Source organism: Arachidicoccus sp. BS20, from assembly GCF_001659705.1.
GTDB lineage: Bacteria > Bacteroidota > Bacteroidia > Chitinophagales > Chitinophagaceae > Arachidicoccus.
In genome coordinates this window covers 2,109,417-2,130,523 of sequence record NZ_CP015971.1, presented here as the reverse complement: position 1 = coordinate 2,130,523, position 21,107 = coordinate 2,109,417, and the positions used below count along the sequence as shown (strand labels likewise).

The 21,107-nt window shown below is 39.3% G+C and carries 19 protein-coding genes; 13 read left to right on the top strand and 6 right to left on the bottom strand.

All coding sequences use genetic code 11. The features are described from left to right. The first annotated feature begins 21 nt into the window (after positions 1-21). The 5 genes from A9P82_RS09600 to A9P82_RS09580 all read left to right on the top strand — a co-directional run bounded on the left by A9P82_RS09600 (position 22) and on the right by A9P82_RS09580 (position 6,621). Positions 22-1,008: a Gfo/Idh/MocA family protein gene (locus A9P82_RS09600; protein ID WP_066207277.1), complete on the top strand. Its 987-nt coding sequence runs from the start codon at positions 22-24 to the stop codon at positions 1,006-1,008. Between the two features lie 93 nt (positions 1,009-1,101). Next, positions 1,102-2,517 carry a sugar transferase gene (locus A9P82_RS09595; protein WP_066207274.1) on the top strand — a complete coding sequence of 472 codons (1,416 nt, stop codon included), beginning with the start codon at positions 1,102-1,104 and terminating at the stop codon, positions 2,515-2,517. Between the two features lie 139 nt (positions 2,518-2,656). Then, positions 2,657-4,807, top strand: coding sequence for a gluzincin family metallopeptidase (locus A9P82_RS09590; RefSeq protein WP_156522656.1), 2,151 nt, complete (start codon positions 2,657-2,659; stop codon positions 4,805-4,807). Then, positions 4,808-5,713 carry a hypothetical protein gene (locus tag A9P82_RS09585; RefSeq protein ID WP_066207268.1) on the top strand — a complete coding sequence of 302 codons (906 nt, stop codon included), beginning with the start codon at positions 4,808-4,810 and terminating at the stop codon, positions 5,711-5,713. Between the two features lie 29 nt (positions 5,714-5,742). Further along, positions 5,743-6,621 (top strand): radical SAM protein, encoded by an 879-nt coding sequence (locus A9P82_RS09580; RefSeq protein WP_082915300.1) that lies wholly within the window; start codon positions 5,743-5,745, stop codon positions 6,619-6,621. On the opposite strand, the gene A9P82_RS09575 is transcribed toward A9P82_RS09580, so the two are convergent. Together A9P82_RS09575 and A9P82_RS09570 are read right to left on the bottom strand one after the other, a co-directional pair. Then, complete coding sequence (locus A9P82_RS09575; protein ID WP_066207265.1) at positions 6,611-7,294, bottom strand: 2-C-methyl-D-erythritol 4-phosphate cytidylyltransferase; 684 nt, start codon at positions 7,292-7,294, stop codon at positions 6,611-6,613. The genes A9P82_RS09580 and A9P82_RS09575 overlap by 11 nt on opposite strands. A 10-nt stretch (positions 7,295-7,304) precedes the next feature. Beyond that, positions 7,305-7,841, bottom strand: coding sequence for an ORF6N domain-containing protein (locus A9P82_RS09570; RefSeq protein WP_066207262.1), 537 nt, complete (start codon positions 7,839-7,841; stop codon positions 7,305-7,307). Between the two features lie 85 nt (positions 7,842-7,926). Here A9P82_RS09570 and A9P82_RS09565 point away from each other — a divergent pair, with 85 nt between their 5' ends. Then, the gene (locus A9P82_RS09565; protein ID WP_066207257.1) at positions 7,927-8,853 is read left to right on the top strand and encodes an SPFH domain-containing protein; all 927 of its coding nucleotides are present in this window, start codon (positions 7,927-7,929) and stop codon (positions 8,851-8,853) included. Next, positions 8,843-9,307: an NUDIX hydrolase gene (locus A9P82_RS09560; protein ID WP_066207254.1), complete on the top strand. Its 465-nt coding sequence runs from the start codon at positions 8,843-8,845 to the stop codon at positions 9,305-9,307. Before A9P82_RS09565 ends, A9P82_RS09560 begins: the two co-directional genes overlap by 11 nt. On the opposite strand, the gene ytxJ is transcribed toward A9P82_RS09560, so the two are convergent. Continuing rightward, positions 9,304-9,630: a bacillithiol system redox-active protein YtxJ gene (gene ytxJ, locus A9P82_RS09555; protein ID WP_066207251.1), complete on the bottom strand. Its 327-nt coding sequence runs from the start codon at positions 9,628-9,630 to the stop codon at positions 9,304-9,306. The two genes, A9P82_RS09560 and ytxJ, sit on opposite strands and share 4 nt — an antisense overlap. A gap of 87 nt (positions 9,631-9,717) precedes the next feature. Between ytxJ and A9P82_RS09550 the strand changes: the two genes are divergently transcribed. From A9P82_RS09550 to A9P82_RS09540, 3 genes are all read left to right on the top strand, one after another. Further along, positions 9,718-11,076, top strand: a complete 1,359-nt coding sequence (locus A9P82_RS09550; RefSeq protein WP_066207246.1) for a UDP-N-acetylmuramate--L-alanine ligase — start codon at positions 9,718-9,720, stop codon at positions 11,074-11,076. Between the two features lie 79 nt (positions 11,077-11,155). Then, a complete protein-coding gene (locus tag A9P82_RS09545; RefSeq protein WP_066207243.1) occupies positions 11,156-11,923 on the top strand; it encodes a 3'-5' exonuclease in 768 nt (255 codons plus the stop codon). Between the two features lie 57 nt (positions 11,924-11,980). After that, complete coding sequence (locus A9P82_RS09540) at positions 11,981-12,721, top strand: polyprenol monophosphomannose synthase (protein ID WP_066207240.1); 741 nt, start codon at positions 11,981-11,983, stop codon at positions 12,719-12,721. On the opposite strand, the gene A9P82_RS09535 is transcribed toward A9P82_RS09540, so the two are convergent. The 3 genes from A9P82_RS09535 to A9P82_RS09525 form a co-directional block, all read right to left on the bottom strand. Then, the gene (locus A9P82_RS09535; protein WP_066207237.1) at positions 12,722-12,958 is read right to left on the bottom strand and encodes a hypothetical protein; all 237 of its coding nucleotides are present in this window, start codon (positions 12,956-12,958) and stop codon (positions 12,722-12,724) included. It lies immediately after the preceding gene. Between the two features lie 75 nt (positions 12,959-13,033). Further along, a complete protein-coding gene (gene ccsA / locus A9P82_RS09530) occupies positions 13,034-15,493 on the bottom strand; it encodes a cytochrome c biogenesis protein CcsA (protein WP_066207234.1) in 2,460 nt (819 codons plus the stop codon). Between the two features lie 31 nt (positions 15,494-15,524). Continuing rightward, a complete protein-coding gene (locus A9P82_RS09525; RefSeq protein ID WP_066207231.1) occupies positions 15,525-15,944 on the bottom strand; it encodes a cytochrome c maturation protein CcmE domain-containing protein in 420 nt (139 codons plus the stop codon). A 247-nt stretch (positions 15,945-16,191) separates the two neighbouring features. Here A9P82_RS09525 and A9P82_RS09520 point away from each other — a divergent pair, with 247 nt between their 5' ends. From A9P82_RS09520 to infB, 3 genes are read left to right on the top strand one after another with little or no spacing between them, the layout of a single operon-like run. After that, entirely contained in the window at positions 16,192-16,662 is a 471-nt protein-coding gene (locus tag A9P82_RS09520) for an LSm family protein (protein WP_066207229.1), read from the top strand. 37 nt (positions 16,663-16,699) lie between these two features. Further along, complete coding sequence (gene nusA, locus A9P82_RS09515; RefSeq protein ID WP_066207226.1) at positions 16,700-17,947, top strand: transcription termination factor NusA; 1,248 nt, start codon at positions 16,700-16,702, stop codon at positions 17,945-17,947. Between the two features lie 53 nt (positions 17,948-18,000). Beyond that, a complete protein-coding gene (gene infB / locus A9P82_RS09510) occupies positions 18,001-21,015 on the top strand; it encodes a translation initiation factor IF-2 (RefSeq protein WP_066207222.1) in 3,015 nt (1,004 codons plus the stop codon). Positions 21,016-21,107 lie beyond the last annotated feature (92 nt).

The window sequence follows — 21,107 nt, the reverse complement described above, 5'->3', positions numbered from 1 at the left end:
ACAGAAATAATTTATAGCATAATGAAATTAAAAGTTGGCGTATTTGGAACGGGACATTTGGGCAAGTTTCATTTGAATAACTGGAAAGAAATTGAAGGCGTTGAACTCGTAGGTTTTTACGAACCTGACGATGCAACGGCAAAAGATGTGGAACAAAAATATAAGCTGAAAAGATTTATTTCGCCTGAAGCGTTGATTGAAAAGCTCGATGTGGCGGACATTGTAGCGCCTACCAATCATCATTTTGAACTGTGCGAAGCGGCAATACGAAAAGGCAGGCACGTGTTTGTGGAAAAGCCTTTGGCACATACTTTGGACGAAGCGCGCAAGCTAATTGCTATGATTCGCGAAGCAAATGTAAAAGTACAAGTAGGTCATGTAGAGCGTTTCAATCCTGCATATATTGCCGCGAAAAATTTTGAATTGAACCCGATGTTTATCGAAGTGCATCGTTTGGCGCAGTTCAATCCGCGCGGTACAGAAGTGAGCGTGATACTCGATTTGATGATTCACGATTTGGATATTATTCTCAGTCTTGTAAAAAGCGATGTGAAACACATCTCTGCAAGTGGCGTGTGTGTATTGACCGACACGCCCGACATTGCGAACGTGCGTATTGAATTTAACAACGGTTGTGTTGCCAATCTTACTGCGAGTCGCATCAGCATGAAGAAGATGCGCAAGATGCGTTTGTTTCAGAAAGATGCTTACATCGGTATCGATTTTCTTGAGAAGAAAACAGAAATTATCAAGATGAAAGAAGACTCGGACAAAGACGCTTTCAGCTTTGATATTGATACGCCGAAAGGCGAAAAGAAAACCATTGCTATCGCAAATCCTGTGGTCAAAGATTCCAACGCGATTAAAGACGAATTGCAATCTTTCGTATATTCAATCATCGACAATAAACCTGTGGTCGTGAGCGAAATTGATGGTTATCTGGCAATGGAAGTAGCGCACAAAATTCTGGACACAATCGGCAAGAACGGCGTAGTGAGTGTTCATTAATTTTTTCGTTGCCTGTGTAATTTTTCCTGCTTTTTTACGTTTTATCTAATGTAAATTAACCCTGTGCATTAATGCACTTTTACATTAGGTAACATGAATGAAGACGTAACCTTACTGAAAAATAAATCGAAGCTAACCTATTTATTGATAGATTATGTTGCTGTAGTGCTCGTATGGCTTTGGCTCACTTATTTCAGAGTAGGAACTGAATTTGATTATGCCGAAGGCATAACAACGCATTTGATTACCTTGTTTTTAATCGTACCGTTTTTCTGGATTTTTTTGTTTGCTGTTACCGGTTCATACCGCGATTCCATTTATGAAAAATCCCGCTTTAATGAATTAGTTAAGACATTCTTCCAATGTCTGATGGGGTGTTCTTTTCTTTTCTTCTGCTATTTTTTGAAAAAAGCTGGAACTTATTCATATTATTTCAATGCGCTTTTTATTTATGGGTGCCTGCAGTTTTTTATTGTTTATTCGTTCAGGCTAATCCAGTTGAGTATGGCAAAATCATCTATATATGCCGGGCGTTTTTATTTTAAAACCGTTTTTATCGGCAATAATGGAAAAGTGATGAATGCTTATGACGAATTAAGAAATTATTTTACGATATTAGGATACAGAATCGCAGGATATATCTCCGTAGAACATCGTTTTGTTTCCAGATTGTCTAAGGAAATGAAATGTGTGGGATATGTTGAAAATGTGGAAAGTATCATTGATGAACAAAAGATAGAACAAGTAATTATTGCACTGGAAGATTCACAACAATATTTATTGCAATCGCTTGTAAGCCGGCTGAGTGAAAAAGATATTCTCATAAAAATTGTACCGGATAGCCTGGATATTATCAAAGGTGCAGTACGCACGGAGAATGTGTTGAATGCACCGTTTATTTCCATTAACACCGACATAATGCCCGGGTGGCAATATGATATAAAAATGGTTTTTGATAAGATTGCGGCTGTTTTGTCCATCATCATTTTAAGTCCGCTGATTTTATTTGTGGCGTTTCGTACCTGGATTGCTAATAAAGGGACAATTATTTATGAGCAAAAAAGAATAGGATACAAAGGCAAGCCTTTTACGATGTATAAGTTTCAGTCTATGTATAAGGATGCTGAAAAAAATGGTCCGCAACTCGCCGGCATAAATGATGCGCGTATCACGGGTTGGGGAAAAATTATGCGTCGCTGGCGGTTGGACGAGCTGCCGCAATTCTGGAATATTCTCAAAGGCGATATGAGCTTCGTAGGTCCGCGACCGGAAAGAAAATATTTTATCGATAAAATATCGGAACATAATCCGTATTACAAGTATTTGTTGAAAGTAAAGCCCGGCTTGACTTCGTGGGGAATGGTGCGTTTTGGTTATGCGTCAAATGTGGATGAACTGGAAGAGCGGATGAAATACGACTTGATGTATATAGAAAATGCTTCGCTGATGATTGATTTTAAAATAATGTTGCACTCTTTGAGAATTATTTTATTGGGAAAAGGGAAGTAATTTTCCGTTGTTTCACACAGAGCGTGCAGAGGATTTGAGGCACAGAGAAGTTGTTGGATATGTAAAAATAAATTTGAACACGCTTGCACGTTATTCCCGCGAAGGCGGGAATCTCTTTAAAGAATTAGAATATTATTTAATGAAGAAAAATTTTTTACTCACCTTATTGTTTCCCTGTTTTTGTTTTTCGCAAAGCAAGCAAACGCCTGCGTTGCATTATTACATTTATGCCACGCTGAACGATACTGCCAAAACAATAACCGCCTTTGAAAAAGTTGTATATAAAAACAATACTTCGCAGCCGCAAAATTTTGTTTGGTTCAGATTATATCCTAATGCTTATGCCAATGATAAAACGGCTTACAGCGAATATTTATTAAAACAAAATGATATGCGTTTTTACTTTGCAAAAAACGAACAACGAGGTTATATCAATCAACTAGACTTTAAAGAAAATGATGTTGAACTGAAAACTGAATTTGACTCTTCAAAAAATGATGTAATGAAAGTATTTCTCTCAAACCCTTTGCAGCCCGGCGATTCAGCGGAAATAACCACGCCGTTTTTTGTAAAATTGCCGTATGATTTTTCGGGATTTGGATATAATGATGGAGATAGTATTTATCTTTCTCATTGGTATCCAGAAGTTGCATATCATGACAATAATGATTGGAGTTTGAAGTCTTATATTAATTATTATTCTGTAAAAAGTAATAATGCAAGCTATAATGTACGAATTACCACAAGTGTAAAAGACTATATTGCTTTTGCAACAAAAAATGAAGAAGGAACAATATATTATACTGCTCCTTTAAACATTATTAGTACCGACAAAGGAGATAATAAGACTACAATAAATTATTATTCAAGCAATGCACAAGACTTTGAATTTCTTACTCCTGAAAATGCTGGAGAAGTCGTTCAATTAGATTATTTCCCGCCAACAAATTTTGACAAACTTATTCCGAGATTTTTTAAAAATAAGAAACCTAATGGCGTTGGAACAACTCAACACTTAATCAATCAAAAAATAAACGGCATTGATACACCTCTACACAAATCGCTGAAACCTGCATTCCTGTTCAATTTGAAAGAAACGGATAAGTATCATTATTTGTCGTTTTTGCCGTCGGTTGGTTATAATAATTATGACAAAGCCATGCTCGGCATTATGGTGCACAATTATCAGTTGCCGTTGAATAAATTTAATTTTTTACTCGCGCCCATGTATGCGACCAACAGTAAAACACTTGCGGGTGTTGGTCGCTTGGAATACAATATTTGGAAGCCAAATGCTTGGTGGCGTTTTTCCGTTAGCGGCGAAAGATTTTCTATGAATGATTTAAGCTTGAATACCGTTGAACCTGTGTTTTTGCAAGTGAATAAATTTGTTCCATCCATCGGTTATACAAAATATTACAGGGAAAATGCGCCGTATAAAAAATGGAATTTTTTGTTGAGAGCTTTTGTGTTGAAGCAAGATTATTTTACTTATCCGCAAATAAATGATTCGACTTACACCGTTTCAAAATCTGCTGAAACCAAGACTATTGTTGAGTTTCAGACGACGCTGAAAGATGACAGAGCTTTGTATCCTTACAGCATGAATTTTAAAATCGACGGCGATAAAGATTTTTTAAGATTGGGTTTTACAGGAAATTATTTTCTCAATTATGATGCTTCGGGAAAAGGTTTGAATGTAAGATTATTTGCAGGAAAATTCATTTACTTAAATTCCAATTCGCAATACGGATTGGACAACTATAATCTTAGTCCGTACTTTTTAACGTTAAGCGGGCGCAACGGTTCGCAGGATTTTTCGTACAGCAATTATTTCATCGGGCGCAATGAACAAACAGGTTGGATGAGTCAGCAAATTATGCAAGGTGATGGCTTTTTCAAAGTAGCTTCGCCTTTGGTTGAACCGTCAATTGGCGTGTCGGACAATTGGATTGGCGCGTTGAATTTTACTGCCGATGTTCCCGATAAAATAAATCCGTTTTCGGTGTTGCCGTTTAAAGTTCCGTTGCGTGTATTCTTCGATGCAGGTACGTATTCCGAAGCATGGAATGACAATCCCCAGTCGGGCAAATATTTGTACGATGCGGGTTTGCAGGTTTCTGTTTTGCACGATGCGGTTACGGTTTATTTTCCTCTGTTGTATAGTAAAGTATATCGTGATAATTACAAGAGTGCATTTCCTACGAAGCGTTTCGTACATACCATCAGCTTTTCTATTGACTTAGAAAAATTAAAACCGAAAGTGTTGAATAAAATATTGCCTTTGTAGATGAGTATTTCCATTAAAATATTATCGTCCAAAGACATTGACAAAGACAAATGGGATGCGTGTGTTGTGCGCAACGAGAACGGATTAATTTATGCACGCTCTTTTTATTTGGATGCAATGACGGAGCATTGGGATGGTTTAGTGGTAAATGATTATGAAACGGTAATGCCTTTTGTTTGGAAACGGAAATTTGGTGTGAAATATTTTTGCGGTGTATCGTTTATTCAACAATTAGGTGTTATAGGGATAGTCGCTATTCCAGAAGAAATATTGCTCAAATATATTCGCTCATTTGCGTGGTGTGGCGATGTGGCCTTTAATTTTAAAAATGGGTATTGTTTTTTGAATGTGAGACGAACCAACCAGTTTTTGTTATTGAACAACGGATACCAGAGTGTTTATGATAAATACAAGGATTCATTGAAAAGAAATATCAAGAAAGCTATTAAAAATAATTTAAGAGTTTCGGATGGCATTGTAGAAGATATTAAACGAATGTTGGCGGAGAATACGAATGATTTGGGCGATTACTATAAAAACGACAAAATTGCTGCATTGTTAGAATTGGTTAGTGCTGAAAGTAATTTTCAATATTATTTTATCAGAAAAGTAGTAGATGAGTCGAATAAAATATTATCAATAGCGTTATTTATGAAAGATGAGAAAAGAATATATAATACACTTTTGATAACTTCTGAAATCGGACGAAAACTTTGTTCCATGCCGCTTTTAATAGATAGCGTTCTTAATGAATATTCTGGAACAAACCTGATATTTGATTTTCAAGGGTCAGATATGTCTGGTATTAAAACTTTTAATAGCAAATTCTCATCAAATGAAGAAACTTATTTTATATATAAATATGCGAGGCATCCATTTTTCAGCATTTTGAAGAGATTCATTTAACTTTACTTTGTAACAGAAATAAACTACTGATGTATATAATTGATAAACTGAAGCGGCATAATTACAACTTTTATCTTCGCGACAGGTCGCTTGTCTCACTGAGAAATTTGGAGCTTCATGTAAGTCATGCCTGTAATCTTGCGTGTGAAAGTTGTTCACACTATTCCAATCATAATTTAAAAGGAAGTGTTACGTTAGAGGAAGCCGATGAATGGATGAGCCTTTGGAATGACAAAGTTGCTCCAAAGCAATTTTCGCTTTTAGGAGGAGAGCCCACAATTAATCCACAATTATTAGACATCATTCGCTTGACAAGAAGAAAATGGAAGTATTCGAAAATTCTTTTGGTTACAAATGGCTTTCTGCTTCATCGTCATCCCGATTTGCCAAAAGTTCTGAAAGAGGTCGGCAATGTAATTTTGTCGATTTCAGTACATCATAGTAGTGAGGCATATACCGAAAAAATAACGCCCAATCTTGCCCTTGCTGAAGATTGGAAAAAGAAATACAAACTGGACATTGAGGTACGCCCTTCTGCTAAATATTGGACAAGAAGGTATAAAGGTTATGGTCCGAATATGCAACCTTTTGAAGATAACAATCCAAGGGCAAGTTGGGAAGGATGCTTTGCCAAATATTGTACGCAATTGTTTGAAGGGAAGTTGTGGAAATGTCCGCCACTGGCTTATTTACGAATGCAGGATGAAAAATTTAAGCTTTCGGAAAAATGGATTAATTATCTTAATTATAAAGCGTTGCCACCTGATTGTACAAAGCAAGAATTAGTAGCTTTTACCAGCGAAGAAGAGATTGCTGAATGTTCAATGTGTGCAGCAAACTTGGAGCATTTTGAATTACCTAATCCTTTGATACGACCATCGCTTAAGGCATCGGCGGTTAATAGTTAGAATATCTTTTCCCCAAAATACTTTCAGCTACAACTAAATCAACCGGTCTTGTGATTTTAATATTCTCGCTTTCGCCGTCGATTAAAAATATTTCTTTACCGAATGCTTCTACCACGCTTGCCTCGTCGGTAAAACTATCTTTATAGTTTTGTTGAAATGCAGGTAATAAAATATTGGATTGAAAGGTTTGCGGCGTTTGAATGATGCGGATTTTATTTCTGTCTAATAAAATATTTCTATCGTTATCGTCAATCAATCTAATCGTGTCTGTCGCCGCAATCGCAGGCACAGCGCTGCCTTTAGCGATTGCTTGTGTATAACAATTTTGAATTAAAGTTTTAGTTACCAAACAACGAACCGCATCATGTACAAAAATTATCGATTCTTTATTAATCAATTTTAACCCGTTTTGTGTAGAGTGAAATCTTGTTTCGCCGCCTGCGACAAAATTTAATTTATGTGTTGATGAAAATTCCTTTGCAATCTTTTTTCCTTCTTCAAGAAAATTTTCGGGCAGTACAATGATAAATTCAACATCATCAAACGCATTTGCAAAGGCATTGATGGAATGCCAAAGTATCGGTTTGTTTTGCAGCAATAAAAATTGTTTTGGAATTGTAGATTCCATTCTTGTACCCGAGCCGCCCGCAACAATGACTGCGAATTTTTTCATCTTATAAAAGTTAATCGTCCTGTCTGAATCCGATTTTATTTCTTGGTGCAGGATTGCTTTGTTTTTCTATCAATTCTTTTAGCACTACGAAAATATTTTCTATATCCTTGCTGTTGCCTTTTACTTCTTTTTCCAGCTTAGCAAGCTGTAACAATATTTCTTTGTGTGTAAGCGCATATTCCCGCAACTTCGTGAATACACGGATAATGCGGATATTGACTTCTATAGCTGTCTTGCTATTCAATACGCTTGACAACATGGCGACTCCTTGTTCCGTGAACGCATTTGGTAATTTCCTTCTGCCGCCCCAACTTGATGTCGCATTTTGCGACTTCAAGTTATCAAATTCTTTCTGCGTAAGAGTAAACATAAAGTCCTTCGGAAAACGATTAATGTTTCGTTTCACTTGCTCATTCAGCCGGCGCGTTTCCACATTATACATTACGGCAAGGTCTTCGTCCAGCATTATTTTTTGACCGCGTATTGCATAAATTTTATTCAATATTTTTTGTTCTGCTACTAAGGCTTGCAATTCTTGTTTTGCCATTACGCATAATTTTATCGATTTTTAAAATCGTCTTTTCCTGCTTATCTTCACGCAACAAATATATCTAACTTTTAAAACTTGTTTTATGATTGCACTATACATCATCATCGTTCTCGCGCTCATTATTATTTTCAGCGGATTGGTAAGCGTTAATCAAGGCACCATTGCTGTAGTTACCATGTTCGGCAAATATCGCCGCATTCTTCCGCCCGGTTTGAACTTCAAGATTCCTTTGCTCGAATCGATTTACCGTAGAATCAGCATTCAAAACCGTTCTGCCGAAATGGAATTTCAGGCGGTAACTTTTGACCAGGCAAATGTTTATTTTAAAACCATGTTGCTCTACGCCGTAATGGCTTCTGATGCAGCAACTATCCAGAAAGTCGCTTTTAAATTTATTAATGAAAGAGAATTGATGCAGGCGCTTGTGCGCACCATCGAAGGCAATGTGCGTTCTTATGTTGCCACAAAAAAACAAGCCGAAATACTTGCGCTGCGCAGAGATATTGTGAACTCCGTAAAAGAAGAAGTTGACCATGTGTTGGAAGATTGGGGCTATCATTTATTAGACCTGCAAATCAACGACATTACGTTCGACAAAGTAATCATGGAAAGCATGAGCAAAGTGGTTGCGAGCAACAATTTAAAAGCTGCTGCGGAAAACGAAGGACAAGCATTGTTGATTACAAAAACCAAAGCTGCGGAAGCCGAAGGTAACGCGATAAAAATTTCTGCCGAAGCCGAAAAAGAAGCGGCACGCCTGCGCGGACAAGGCGTTGCGCTGTTTCGTGAAGAAGTGGCAAAAGGCATGACAGACGCTGCTGCGCAAATGCGACAAGCGAATTTGGACACGAATGTAATCTTGTTTAGTATGTGGACGGAAGCCGTGCAAAACTTTGCGGAAAAAGGAAAAGGTAATGTGATTTTCCTTGACGGCAGCAGCGAAGGAATGCAAAAAACGATGAAAGAAATTATGGCAATGGTGGAAATGAAAAAGCTAAATGATGAATAGCTTCAACATTCGTGTATATGGAATTTTAAAAGATGAGCGCGACAGAATTTTAGTAAGCGACGAATTTATTCGCGGCGATTATATTACCAAATTTCCCGGCGGCGGTTTGGAACTTGGCGAAGGAACAAGAGATTGTTTGCAGCGCGAATTTTTGGAAGAAACAGGCTTGAAAGTCAATGTTGGCGCGCATTTTTACACAACCGATTTTTTCCAGCAATCGGCGTTTAACAAAGAGCATCAGATTATTTCCATATATTATTTTGTTCATTGCGATGAAATCGAAAAGTTGCAAACACACACAAAACCTTTCGATTTTTCGCCGGAACAAACAGCCGACCCAAACAGCGAAAGTGAAGTCTTTCGCTGGATTGATTTAAAAGATTTGAGCGAAGAAAGCGTAATGCTGCCGATTGATAAAATAGTGGCAAAAATGCTGAAAGAAAATAAATCTTAAACCTGTTCTGCAATCTCAAATATCTGAATTGCCGTGTGGCTTTCGTGGTAGGTGCAAACGCCGTTTTTGATAACTAATATTTGCGGAGATTCGTGCTGCACGCCGAACATTTCTGCAATAGCAGTCGACACATCGCGGTGTGTCAATAAATCGAGATAATAAAAGTCCGCATCGATATTTTCCTTAGAATTGTTCAATCGCGCTTCCACCATTCTGCTGATGCTGCAAGTAGTGCTATGCTTGTAAATGATTTGTGTCTTAGCAAAAGATTTTTCTTTGATATCATTCAGTTGCACAACATTTATCAGTTCAATCCAATTCATATGTTTGTCGATTTTTAAAATGCAAAGTAAAAACTTATATCCTGAAAAATTATTTAATCTTTGCAATCACAAACAAGGATTCATTTCATGCACATACATTTTATATCCATTGGCGGCAGCGTAATGCACCAACTCGCCATTGCTTTGCACAAAAAAGGAAACGAAGTTACCGGCTCGGACGATGAAATTTTTGAACCGGCAAAATCCAATTTGGAAAAGGAGGGATTGCTGCCAAAGCAAATCGGCTGGAATGCAGACAACATCAATGTTTCCATCGATGCAGTCATTCTGGGAATGCACGCTAAAGAAGATAATCCCGAATTGCTGAAAGCAAAAGAACTGGGTTTGAAAATTTATTCTTTTCCCGAATATATTTACGAAGAAAGCAAAAATAAAAAGCGCATTGCCATCGGAGGAAGTCATGGAAAAACTACCACAACCGCGATGCTGATGCACGTGCTGAAAAAAAATCATTTGGACTTTGATTATCTCGTGGGTGCGCGGCTCGAAGGTTTTGCGCAAAGCGTGAATATTACCGATGCGCCAATCATCGTTTGCGAAGCAGACGAATATCCTGCAAGCACGCTGGAAAAGCGCCCGAAATTTCATTTTCTGTTTCCGCATATTGCAGTATTGACGGGTATTGCGTGGGACCACATCAATGTATTTCCCACGTTTGAAATTTATCTCGAACAATTCAAAATCTTCATCAACACGATTGAAAAAGACGGCATTCTTATTTACAATGAGACAGATGAAGTATTGAAAAATTTGGTGGAAGAAAATAAACGAAACGATATTCGTTACCAGCCATATCATTTGCCCGAACATTCTATCGAAAACGGTAAAACAATTTTGCAAATTGAAGATGCAACAGCAACGCTGCAAGTCTTTGGCAATCATAATTTGCTCAACCTGAATGCAGGCTATTTTGTATGTAAAGAATTAGGAATTGATGCGCAACATTTTGTGGATGCCATCAAAACATTCAACGGTGCAGCAAAGCGATTGGAACAGATTTTTGAAAATGAAAACACAGTTGTTTATCGCGATTTTGCACACGCGCCCAGCAAAGTGAAAGCCACGATTGACGCAGTTAAACAGCAATTTCCCGACAGGAAAATTATTGCCGTTTTGGAACTGCATACATACAGCAGTCTGAATGAAAATTTTATGCAGCAATATAATGGCGCAATGAATAGCGCAGATGTTGCGGCTGTGTTTTACGCGGCGCACGCACTCAAATTAAAACGAATGCCGCCTTTGCCGAAAGCGGCTGTGGTTGCGGGTTTTGGCAAAAACGATTTAGAAGTTATCAATGATAAAAATAAGTTGATTGATTTCTTACAAAATCAATCTTATAACAATTCCGTATTATTGCTGATGAGCAGCGGCGATTATGACGGATTGAATATTCAGCAGTTTTTGAAAGAAACGATTCATTAAAATCAATACCTCGGTAGTGTCTTCACGTACCGAAAAAATGTGATTCGTGAGGACACGAATCACAGCAAATAAAATTATTATGAACATACAACTTCAACGTCCTTTGGCGTTCATCGATTTGGAAACAACGGGCATCAACACTTCGACCGACAGAATTGTTGAAATTGCGATTGTAAAAATTTTGCCGACCGGCGAAGAAATCCGCAAGCGAAAGCTTGTAAATCCGCAAATGAAAATTCCGAAAGCGGCGCAGGATATTCACGGTATTTCGGATGAAATGGTAAAAGATGCGCCTACATTCAAAGATATAGCCAATGAAATAAATCAGTTTCTCGACAACTGCGACATCGGCGGATACAACAGCAACAAGTTTGATATTCCCGTGTTGGTGGAAGAATTTTTGCGCGTGGGTCTCGACTTTAATTTAAGCGGAAGAAGATTTGTAGATGTGCAAAAAGTATTTCACAAAATGGAGCAACGCACACTGAGTGCAGCATATAAATTTTATTGCGACAAATCGCTGGAAGACGCGCATAGCGCGGAAGCCGACGCTGCCGCAACCTGGGAAGTGCTGGAAGCGCAAATACTTCGTTATCCGAATATCGGCAATACGGTCGATAGCATTTTGGCATTTACCGGCGAAGAAAAGTTTGTGGATTTGGCAAGACGTTTCGTGATTCAGAACAACGTAATTGTTTTCAACTTCGGGAAGCACAAAGGCAAATCGGTTGCAGATGTTTTGAAACAGGAACCTCAGTATTACGACTGGATGATGAAAGGCGATTTCTCGTTACACACGAAACAAATTATCACGGAGATTTTAAACAAATCTTTGTTGAAAAAATAAAGTGTTATTAACAAAATTATCCCGATGAATATTTATTTTCGGGCTTAAATCTCTTTTTTGGAAAAGCTCGTTATCATACCTACTTACAACGAAAAGGAAAACATCGAAAACATCGTGCGTTATGTTTTTGCCTTACAGTTGAATTATCATATTTTAGTTATTGACGACGGTTCGCCCGATGGTACGGCAGAAATCGTAAAGTCTTTAATGACTGATTTTCCCAATGAACTATTTTTAGAACAAAGAACAGGAAAGCTTGGTCTCGGTACGGCGTATATTCATGGTTTTAAATGGGCACTGGCAAGAAGTTATCAATTTATATTTGAAATGGATGCTGATTTTTCGCACGAGCCAGAAGACCTTGAACGCTTATATGATGCTTGCAAAAATGGCGGTGCAGACGTTGCTGTCGGCAGCCGTTATGTGAAAGGCGGCAACATTGAAAACTGGACGCTCGACAGAAAAATTTACTCCAAAGGCGGCGCTATTTATACAAGAATTATTACCTGGATGCCTGTGAACGACCCCACTGCGGGCTTCGTTTGCTACACAAGAAAGGTATTGGAAACAATTAATTTTGACGCAATTACTTTCGTAGGATATGCGTTTCAGGTAGAAATGAAATTCGCTTCGTGGAAGCTTGGATTTAAAATTGTGGAAGTGCCTATTACGTTTAAAGACCGCAAGTTTGGTTCAAGTAAAATGAACAAAGGTATTTTAAAAGAAGGCATTCTCGGCGTGCTGGAGTTGCAATGGCAAAGTCTCTTTAAAAGATACCGGAAAAAAGTAGGAAGCTGATTATATTCTGTGTTCTGCTCTCAACATCTTCTCTCTTTTATACCAACGATAACCGATGTAAAAAATCAATGCCAGCGGAATAAACATTAAGTATATAATGCCTTTGTTTAATCCTGTGCCCGGTCCATCGCCCAATTGTTGTGCTGTTTTCGTGCAAAGCGCGCACTGCGCGAAACTCTGCGTAATACCAATGAATAGTGTAAAAACTGAGAGAAAAAAATATTTCAGATTTTTCATTTATAGAATTTTAAATTTATCGCCACAGATGTACAGATGTTTTACTCGTGCATTTGTGGCATTATAAAAACAAATTTACGCCTTTGCCATTAATCTTCTCGCGCCCTGATAGACACTCATCCAAAAACCGATAACCATTACCAGCACGCCAATCCACAATACGCTTACGAATGGAAACTCAATCACTTTCAGTGTTATCGCTGTGTTGAGCGCATTGCTTTCTTTAATACCTATTTCAAGTTTGCCGTTTTGATCGTTCAGTATTCTGTTGAATTTGATAACCAAACCCTGCGACGTAACTGTGTCAGGAATTACTTCTGCTTTATCATTTTTTACCAATACCGAAGGCGTCGATAAAAAACGGCTGCTGTCTTTTCCAATGACAGTCATATCAAGACTCATCAGCATTTCGCCGGTATCAATTTTCGGAACGGCTGCATTCGGCTTATTAATATCAACTTTGTTCAAAATAATTCTGCCGTGCGAATAAAAAACTGTGTCGCCGACTTTCAGCTCTGCTGGTCTGAAAGTAGATGTATCGGCACTTTCATCGCCGCCCGCATAGCCGCTTACGAACGTATAAATATCTTTGTTCCAGAAATGTTTTGAATTAGGTGTGGGTCCGTAGCCGCCCATCTGCCGATTATTTTTTAATAAATACGGATAAAGGTCGAATGTTTTTTTCGTTTGCTTATTTTCAAAATGAATGGTAAACACGCGGTGTCTGTCTCTCTCGGTCAACGAATCATTTTGATAAGTTACCATGTATTTTCCCATATCAATTGGGATACCTTTGAACAAAGGCACATTTTCCGCAGGGTCATAGTCTTTCGATTTTTCCATCAGGTTAATTCCTGTCGTATTATTGCTGAGAATTTTCTTCTTGGCAGAAGATAACAACACACCAAATAATATTAAACCGAAACCAATGTGCGCCACCGATGCGCCGGAAGTTTTTATCTTGCCTTTCAACACTAAAAAGATGTAGCCGATATTGGCAAGAACTGCGTAAATAGCAGCAAATACAGCAATGTAAATCGCAATCAAAAAGCCGATACCGTGTTCTCTGTAATTGATTTTTAAACCGACAAAAAGTACTGCCGCAATCACAATGCTGATGAAAGTGGGCGTTAATAATTTTTCGTACAAGTATTTTTTCGGCGTGTCTTTGTATTTCAGATATTGACCAACTGCAGTTAATAATCCAACGACAATGGCAATGAAAATCTGTATCTGATTATAGCCGAATAAGACGTCTTCCGGCTCGGCAATTTTGCTTCCGAATATTTTATTGATAACGGGAACAGATGTTCTGCCGATAATAATGACTCCTCCCAAAAACAGTACTAAAGAACCGATAAACATCCAGAACTCGCGACTGTACAGGTTTTCTTCTTTTTGCGCAACAGGCATCTGTTTTTGACGAAGGAAGAATAAAATGAATGCAGGAACTAAGAATATCAGTATAAAACTAATCAATTGAATATTCATATCCGCACCCGTGAACGAATGTACCGATGAATCGCCCAAAACCCCGCTGCGCGTGAGATACGTAGAATATAACACCAGGCTGAAGGCAAGAATGTAAAAGATGTAAGTAATCTTTAAAGAATATTTTGAATGATTATACACAAGGTTGGTATGCAAGCCCGCGACCATTACCAGCCAAGGCACAAGCGAAGCATTTTCCACAGGGTCCCAAGCCCAGTAACCGCCAAAGTTTAAACTTTCGTAAGCCCAAGCCGCGCCCATCATTATTCCTAACCCAAGCACGCCGCCCGAAAATGCTGCCCACGCGGTGGAATGTTTTGTCCACGAATTATCTTTATTAATTAGTCCTGCGAAAGCATAGGCAAAAGGCACAATCGTGGAAGCAAAACCTAAGAACAATATCGGCGGATGAATGACCATCCAATAATTTTGTAGTGTCGCATTCAAGCCTTGACCATCTTTTAAAAATTGCAGATAATCTTGTCTGAAACCGCCCGTTGCTTGGTCAAGAAAAATAGGTGCGTTGTCCAAAATTCCTTTTTGACGCATTAGTAGAAAAGGATCGCTGCCTATTTTCAAATGAAAAACATATAAGCCTAAAATCATTGTTGCCAAACAAAATTGCGCAAAGCTGATAACCGTCATCACAGGCGCTTCCCATTTTTTTGCCCGCAACATTAAAATGCAACCCAACACGCAGTTCCAAAAAGTCCACAACAAGAAACTTCCTTCCTGACCTTCCCACAAACAACTAAAAATATATTCGGGCTGCAATGTTTTATCGCTGTGTTCCCAAGCGTAGAAATATTCAAATAAATTATGTGAAAGAATGTAATAAATGCAGCCAATCGTTGTAATTACGGCAATCGTTTCAATAATGAAAGCCGCGCGTGCCATTTTTAGCCAGCTCTTTTTTTCTTCAAGCGAAACTGCTTTATTCGATTTGAAAAATGCAATAGTTGCAATTAGAGAAACTATTAATGAAACCACACTTGCCGCGTGTCCCAACATTCCCGGAAATAAATGCTCGCCTGTATATGTCATATTGAAAAAAATAGAAAATCAGAAGATAGAATTACAGCGATGCGCGCAAGTCTTCATCTTTGAGCGCGTTCGGATTGTCTTTGTATTTCGACGGGCATTTCAGTAAAATGCCGCTTTGGTCTTTGATTTGAAAAATGCCGTTGTTGTCCATTTTGCCTTTCAGCACAATGCGTTCGCTCTTTTCCATATCCTGCGGTTTTTCATAATAATACGCCACCTTCATCGTGTTGCCGAGCGTGTCTGTTACGTCAAATGTCAGATAATTCGGATTTTTAATCGGGTCGTATTGCAAAGTTTGCTTATCAAGTTTTGCAATCACGGTAACGGTTTTACCAATTTTAGTTTTTGCCGAAGCAATGGTTTCGTAAGTCGAAAATGTACCTAATTGACTAATCAGTAAAGCGATTACTGCAGCTATCACAACCAACGCAACTATATGCAGTTTTTTCATTCGTAAAGGAGTATTAAAAAGATGTTCAAGTAAATAGTGTCGCAAAGGTATGGCAAAAAGATTTTCTGTACATTGATTTTGTCTATAATGAAATCATAACAACGTTGAATGGGATGCTTTACCAAATCTTTAATTTCCTTAATCTAATTTTGGTAAGAACAATTGCTTTTACTAATTTTGCACCGGAAAGTGAGGCAGGAGAAGGGAACGGCGGCGTTCCCTTCTCTTATTTTCAAACAAATTTTTTATGTCTGTTCACGATAAAGCGGCGGAAATAGAGCAAATGTTGGACGAAATATTATCGTCCGAAACCGAATTTTTCAAAGTCGGTTTTAAGGTAAAGCCTACCAACAATTTTAAAGTATATCTCGATGGAGACAAAGGCATCAATATTGACCAATGCATCAAGTTCAACAGGGCTTTGCGCAAAATGATTGAGGAAAAAGGCTGGTATCCCGACGGCGATTTTTCGCTCGAAGTTTCTTCGCCCGGTATTGACGAACCGTTGAAAAATATTCGGCAGTACAAAAAAAATACCGGTCGTTTGGTTGAAGTAACTTTGACCGATGATATAAAGAAGCAAGGCATTTTAAAAGAAGTTTCCGAAAGCGGAATTATAATAGAACAAAAAATAGGAAAAGGCAAAAAGACTGTAACGCAAGAGGCAGATTTGCCGTTTGTGAATATAAAAACAACAATTGTACAAATTCAGTTTTAAAAAGCGGCAGAAAAGGCGCTGCGAAAATGGTTAATATATGGCAAGTATCAATCTGATTGAAGCATTTCAGGAGTTTAAAGACGCGGAAAATATAGACCGTCCTACGATGATGAAAGTGGTGGAAGATGTGTTCCGAACACTGCTTCGCAAAAAGTATGGAAGCGACGAAAATTTCGACGTAATCGTAAACGCCGAACAAGGCGACCTTGAAATTTTCAGACGAAGAATGATTGTGGAAGATGGCGAAGTGGAAGACCCTTTGGCGGAAATTGCTTACAGCGAAGCTATTAAAATTGAACCCGATTTTGAAGTAGGCGAAGAATTGATTGAGTCGCTTGATTTATTCGACTTTGGTCGCCGCGCTATTTTGGCTGCCAAGCAAACGCTTGCGAGCCGCATCGGCGATTTGAAGAAAAATGTATTGGTACAAAAATACGAAGAACGTCTCGGGGAATTAATTACTGCGGAAGTATATCAGGTTTGGCGCAAAGAGGTATTGTTGTTGGACGATGATGGTAATGAACTCATTCTTCCAAAATCAGAACAAATACCGCAGGATTTTTTCAAAAAAGGCGAAAACATCCGCGCTATCATTAGCCGCGTAGATGTAAAAAACAATACGCCGGTCATTATTCTCAGCCGTACAAATCCATTATTTCTTGAAAAATTATTGGAAATGGAAGTGCCTGAAATTGCAGAAGGTTTGATTACGATTAAAAAAATCGTGCGCGAGCCGGGCGAACGCGCAAAAGTTGCCGTAGAAAGTTACGATGACAGAATTGATCCCGTAGGCGCTTGTGTGGGCATGAAAGGAAGCCGCATTCACGGTATTGTACGTGAGTTGAAAAATGAAAATATTGACGTTATCAATTATACCAATAATATTCAATTGCTGATTCAGCGCTCGCTTACGCCCGCAAAAATTAGCTTTATGGAGTTGGACAATGAGAAGAAATACGCCGAAGTATTTCTTCCGCAAGACCAGGTGTCATTGGCAATCGGTCGCCGCGGTGTGAATATCAAATTGGCTTGTGAACTTACTGGCTACAATATTGATGTCTTCCGTGAAGATGATGACGCCACAGAAGAATTTGATATTGATTTGGAAGAATTCAGCGATGAAATCGACCAATGGATTATCGATGAATTGAAACGTGTAGGATGCGACACAGCGCGCAGTGTATTGGCATTGAGTCCGCAGGAACTGGAACGCAGAACCGATTTGGAAAAAGAAACCATCGCGGACATCAGGCGCATTCTCGAAGAAGAATTTGAAAAAGAGTAAGAGCAACACTTCATTAAACAAAAGGCTGAAGTTTCTTACCACTAAAAAAAGATATGGCAGAATTGAAATTACCAAGGTTGTTGGCTGCTGCCAAGGAATTTAATATCGGGCAGGATACGCTCGTTGAGTTTCTTGAAAGCAAAGGATTTAACAAAGATGAACTAAAGCCTACGGCAAAATTGTCGGAAGAGCAGTACTATGCCCTTCAGCGAGAGTTTCAAAGTGATAAACTGGCGAAAGATAAAGCCGATAAAATAGAAATTCCCAAAAGTGCAGGCGCGCAGCAGGCGGAGAAAAAAAGAAAAGAAACTGAGGCTGTTGTGGTTGAGGAAGTACAGGAACCGGCAGTCGTAGAAGCGCCACCTGTAAATATTCCAGAAGTAAAAGAAGAAATACCGGAAGAGCCGGCTGCAGTTATAGAGGAATTGCCGGTTATTGTTCCCCGGGAAGAAACTATTCCTGAAGTTGTTGAAAAAATTGAAGAAAAGATTGTTGAAGAAAGCAAAGAATTGCCCGCAGAGCCGCAGTCAGATAGTTCAGACAATAAAACGCTGAAAATAGAAGCACCGGAAATCGAGGGACCAAAAATTCTTAATAAAATTGATTTATCGGCAATAGATTCTTCCACTCGTCCTAAGAAGACCGTAAAACCTAAAAAAGCAGAAGTTCCGGCACCTGTTGTAAAAGCAGAGAAAAAAGAAAAACAGCCTGAAATTCCTGTTAAGCCGAAAGAAGAGAAGAAGATTGTAATAACGGTTAAAGAAGAAAAAACGCCGGAAGTCGTAGAGGCACCGGTAATTGAAAATATCCGTGCAGCGAAGCTGGAAGGACCAAAAATTCTTGGAAAAATAGAACTTCCCATAGATAGCGATACACGCCCAAAAACATCAAAAGACAGTGGACGTAAGCGCAAGCGCATTCCTATTGAAAACAAAAGAAATATTCCGGGTAGCGGGGATAATCGAAATTCCGATTCATCCCACGGGCGTCCTTTCTCACGCGACAACAATGGCTTTCAGCAAGGCGGTCGTTCCGGCGGCGCAGGGCAACGTCCGCAACACGGCGGCGACAACCGTCATCATGGCGGCAGACCACAACCGGCTCGCGGCGGCAACCGTTTTGCAGCTGAAGGACAAAGCGAAATTGACCAGAAACGTATTCAAGATAAAATCCGCGAAACACAGGCTAAACTTGCAGGTGGTTCTTCCGGTTCAAAATCTTCCAAAATTAAAGCCAACCGCCGTCGTGAAAAACGTCAGGAAATGGCAGAAGCAATGGAAGCTTTGGAAAAACAGGACAGCAAATTACAGGTAACGGAATTTATTACCGTAAGTGAACTTGCCAATTTAATGGACGTAAGCTTTGCCGATGTTATCAGCAAATGTATGGGACTCGGCATTATGGTTTCCATTAACCAAAGATTAGATGCAGAAGTCATTGAACTCGTTGCTGAAGAATTTGGTTTTGAAGTAGAATTTATTGGTCTGGACGATGCAGAAGACGATGATGCGGAAGATATAATTGACAACGAAGAAGATTTAAAACCACGGCATCCCATTGTTACGATTATGGGACACGTTGACCACGGTAAAACATCGTTGCTCGACTATATTCGCCGTACAAAAGTAGCCAGCGGCGAAGCCGGCGGCATTACGCAGCACATCGGCGCCTATGTGGTAAATGTAGGCGAAGGCAAGAAAATTACATTCCTTGATACGCCCGGACACGAAGCGTTCACGGCGATGCGTGCACGCGGTGCAAAAGTTACGGATATTGCTGTAATCGTAGTAGCTGCGGACGACGCTGTGATGCCGCAGACAAAAGAAGCCATCAGTCATGCGCAGGCGGCAGGCGTACCAATGATTTTTGCTATCAATAAAATTGATAAAGACGGAGCAAACCCACAAAAAATATACGAACAGCTTTCACAGATGAATATTCTTGTGGAAGAGTGGGGCGGCAAATTCCAAAGTCAGGAAATATCTGCAAAGCAAGGCTTGAACGTAGATGCTTTGCTGGAAAAAATATTGCTGGAAGCAGAAGTGCTTGAATTGAAAGCCAATCCCGACAGGGAAGCTGTTGGTTCTGTTGTAGAAGCCTCTTTGGATAAGGGTCGCGGTTATGTGGCAACAATTTTGGTTCAAAACGGAACATTGCACCAGGGCGATTTGGTGGTCGCAGGTCAGTATTTCGGGAGAATGAAAGCCATGTTCAACGAATTAAACCAGCGTATCAATGAAGCGGGTCCGTCAATTCCGGTACAGGTGCTCGGGTTGAACGGCGCACCGCAAGCCGGCGAAAAAATTCGCGTATATGCCGACGAATCGGAAGCTAAAGAAATTGCTAACAAGCGCGCTCAGATTTTGCGTGAGCAAGGACTTCGTACACGTAAACATATCACGTTGGACGAAATCGGTCGCCGTTTGGCATTGGGCAACTTCAAGCAACTAAACATTATCATCAAAGGCGATGTGGACGGTTCTGTAGAAGCATTGAGTGATTCTTTGCAAAAACTTTCTACCGAGGAAATTGTAGTAAGTGTAGTGCATAAAGCCGTAGGACAAATTTCCGAGAGCGACGTACTGTTGGCAACAGCCTCCGACGCCATTATTCTTGGATTTAATGTACGTGCATCTTCACAGGCTGCAAGACTTGCCGATACCGAAGGAGTTGAAATTAAAAGCTATTCCATCATCTACAATGCGATTGAAGAGGTTAAGAGCGCGATGGAAGGAATGCTTGAACCGAAAGTTCAGGAAAAAGAAGTGGCTACGGTTGAAATACGTGAAGTATATAAATTTGATAAAGCAACTGTTGCCGGCTGTTATGTGCTGGAAGGAAAAGTTAAGCGTGAGCATAAGATTCGCTTGTTCCGCGACGGTATTTTGATATATCCGCGAACAGAAGGAGCTTATGCGGAATTCGGCAGTCTGAAGCGTTTTAAAGACGATGTAAAAGAAGTGGCTCAAGGTTATGAATGCGGATTAACGCTTAAAAACTTTACCGATATCCAGGTGGGCGACAACATCGTTGCTTACGAGCAGGAAGAAATAAAACGTACACTTTAAATTCTGTTTTTATAAAAAATCATTGGCTAAATTGTTCATCCGGTATGTACAGTTTAGCCTTTTGATTATATTGAAAGAATTTATTTTGTTAA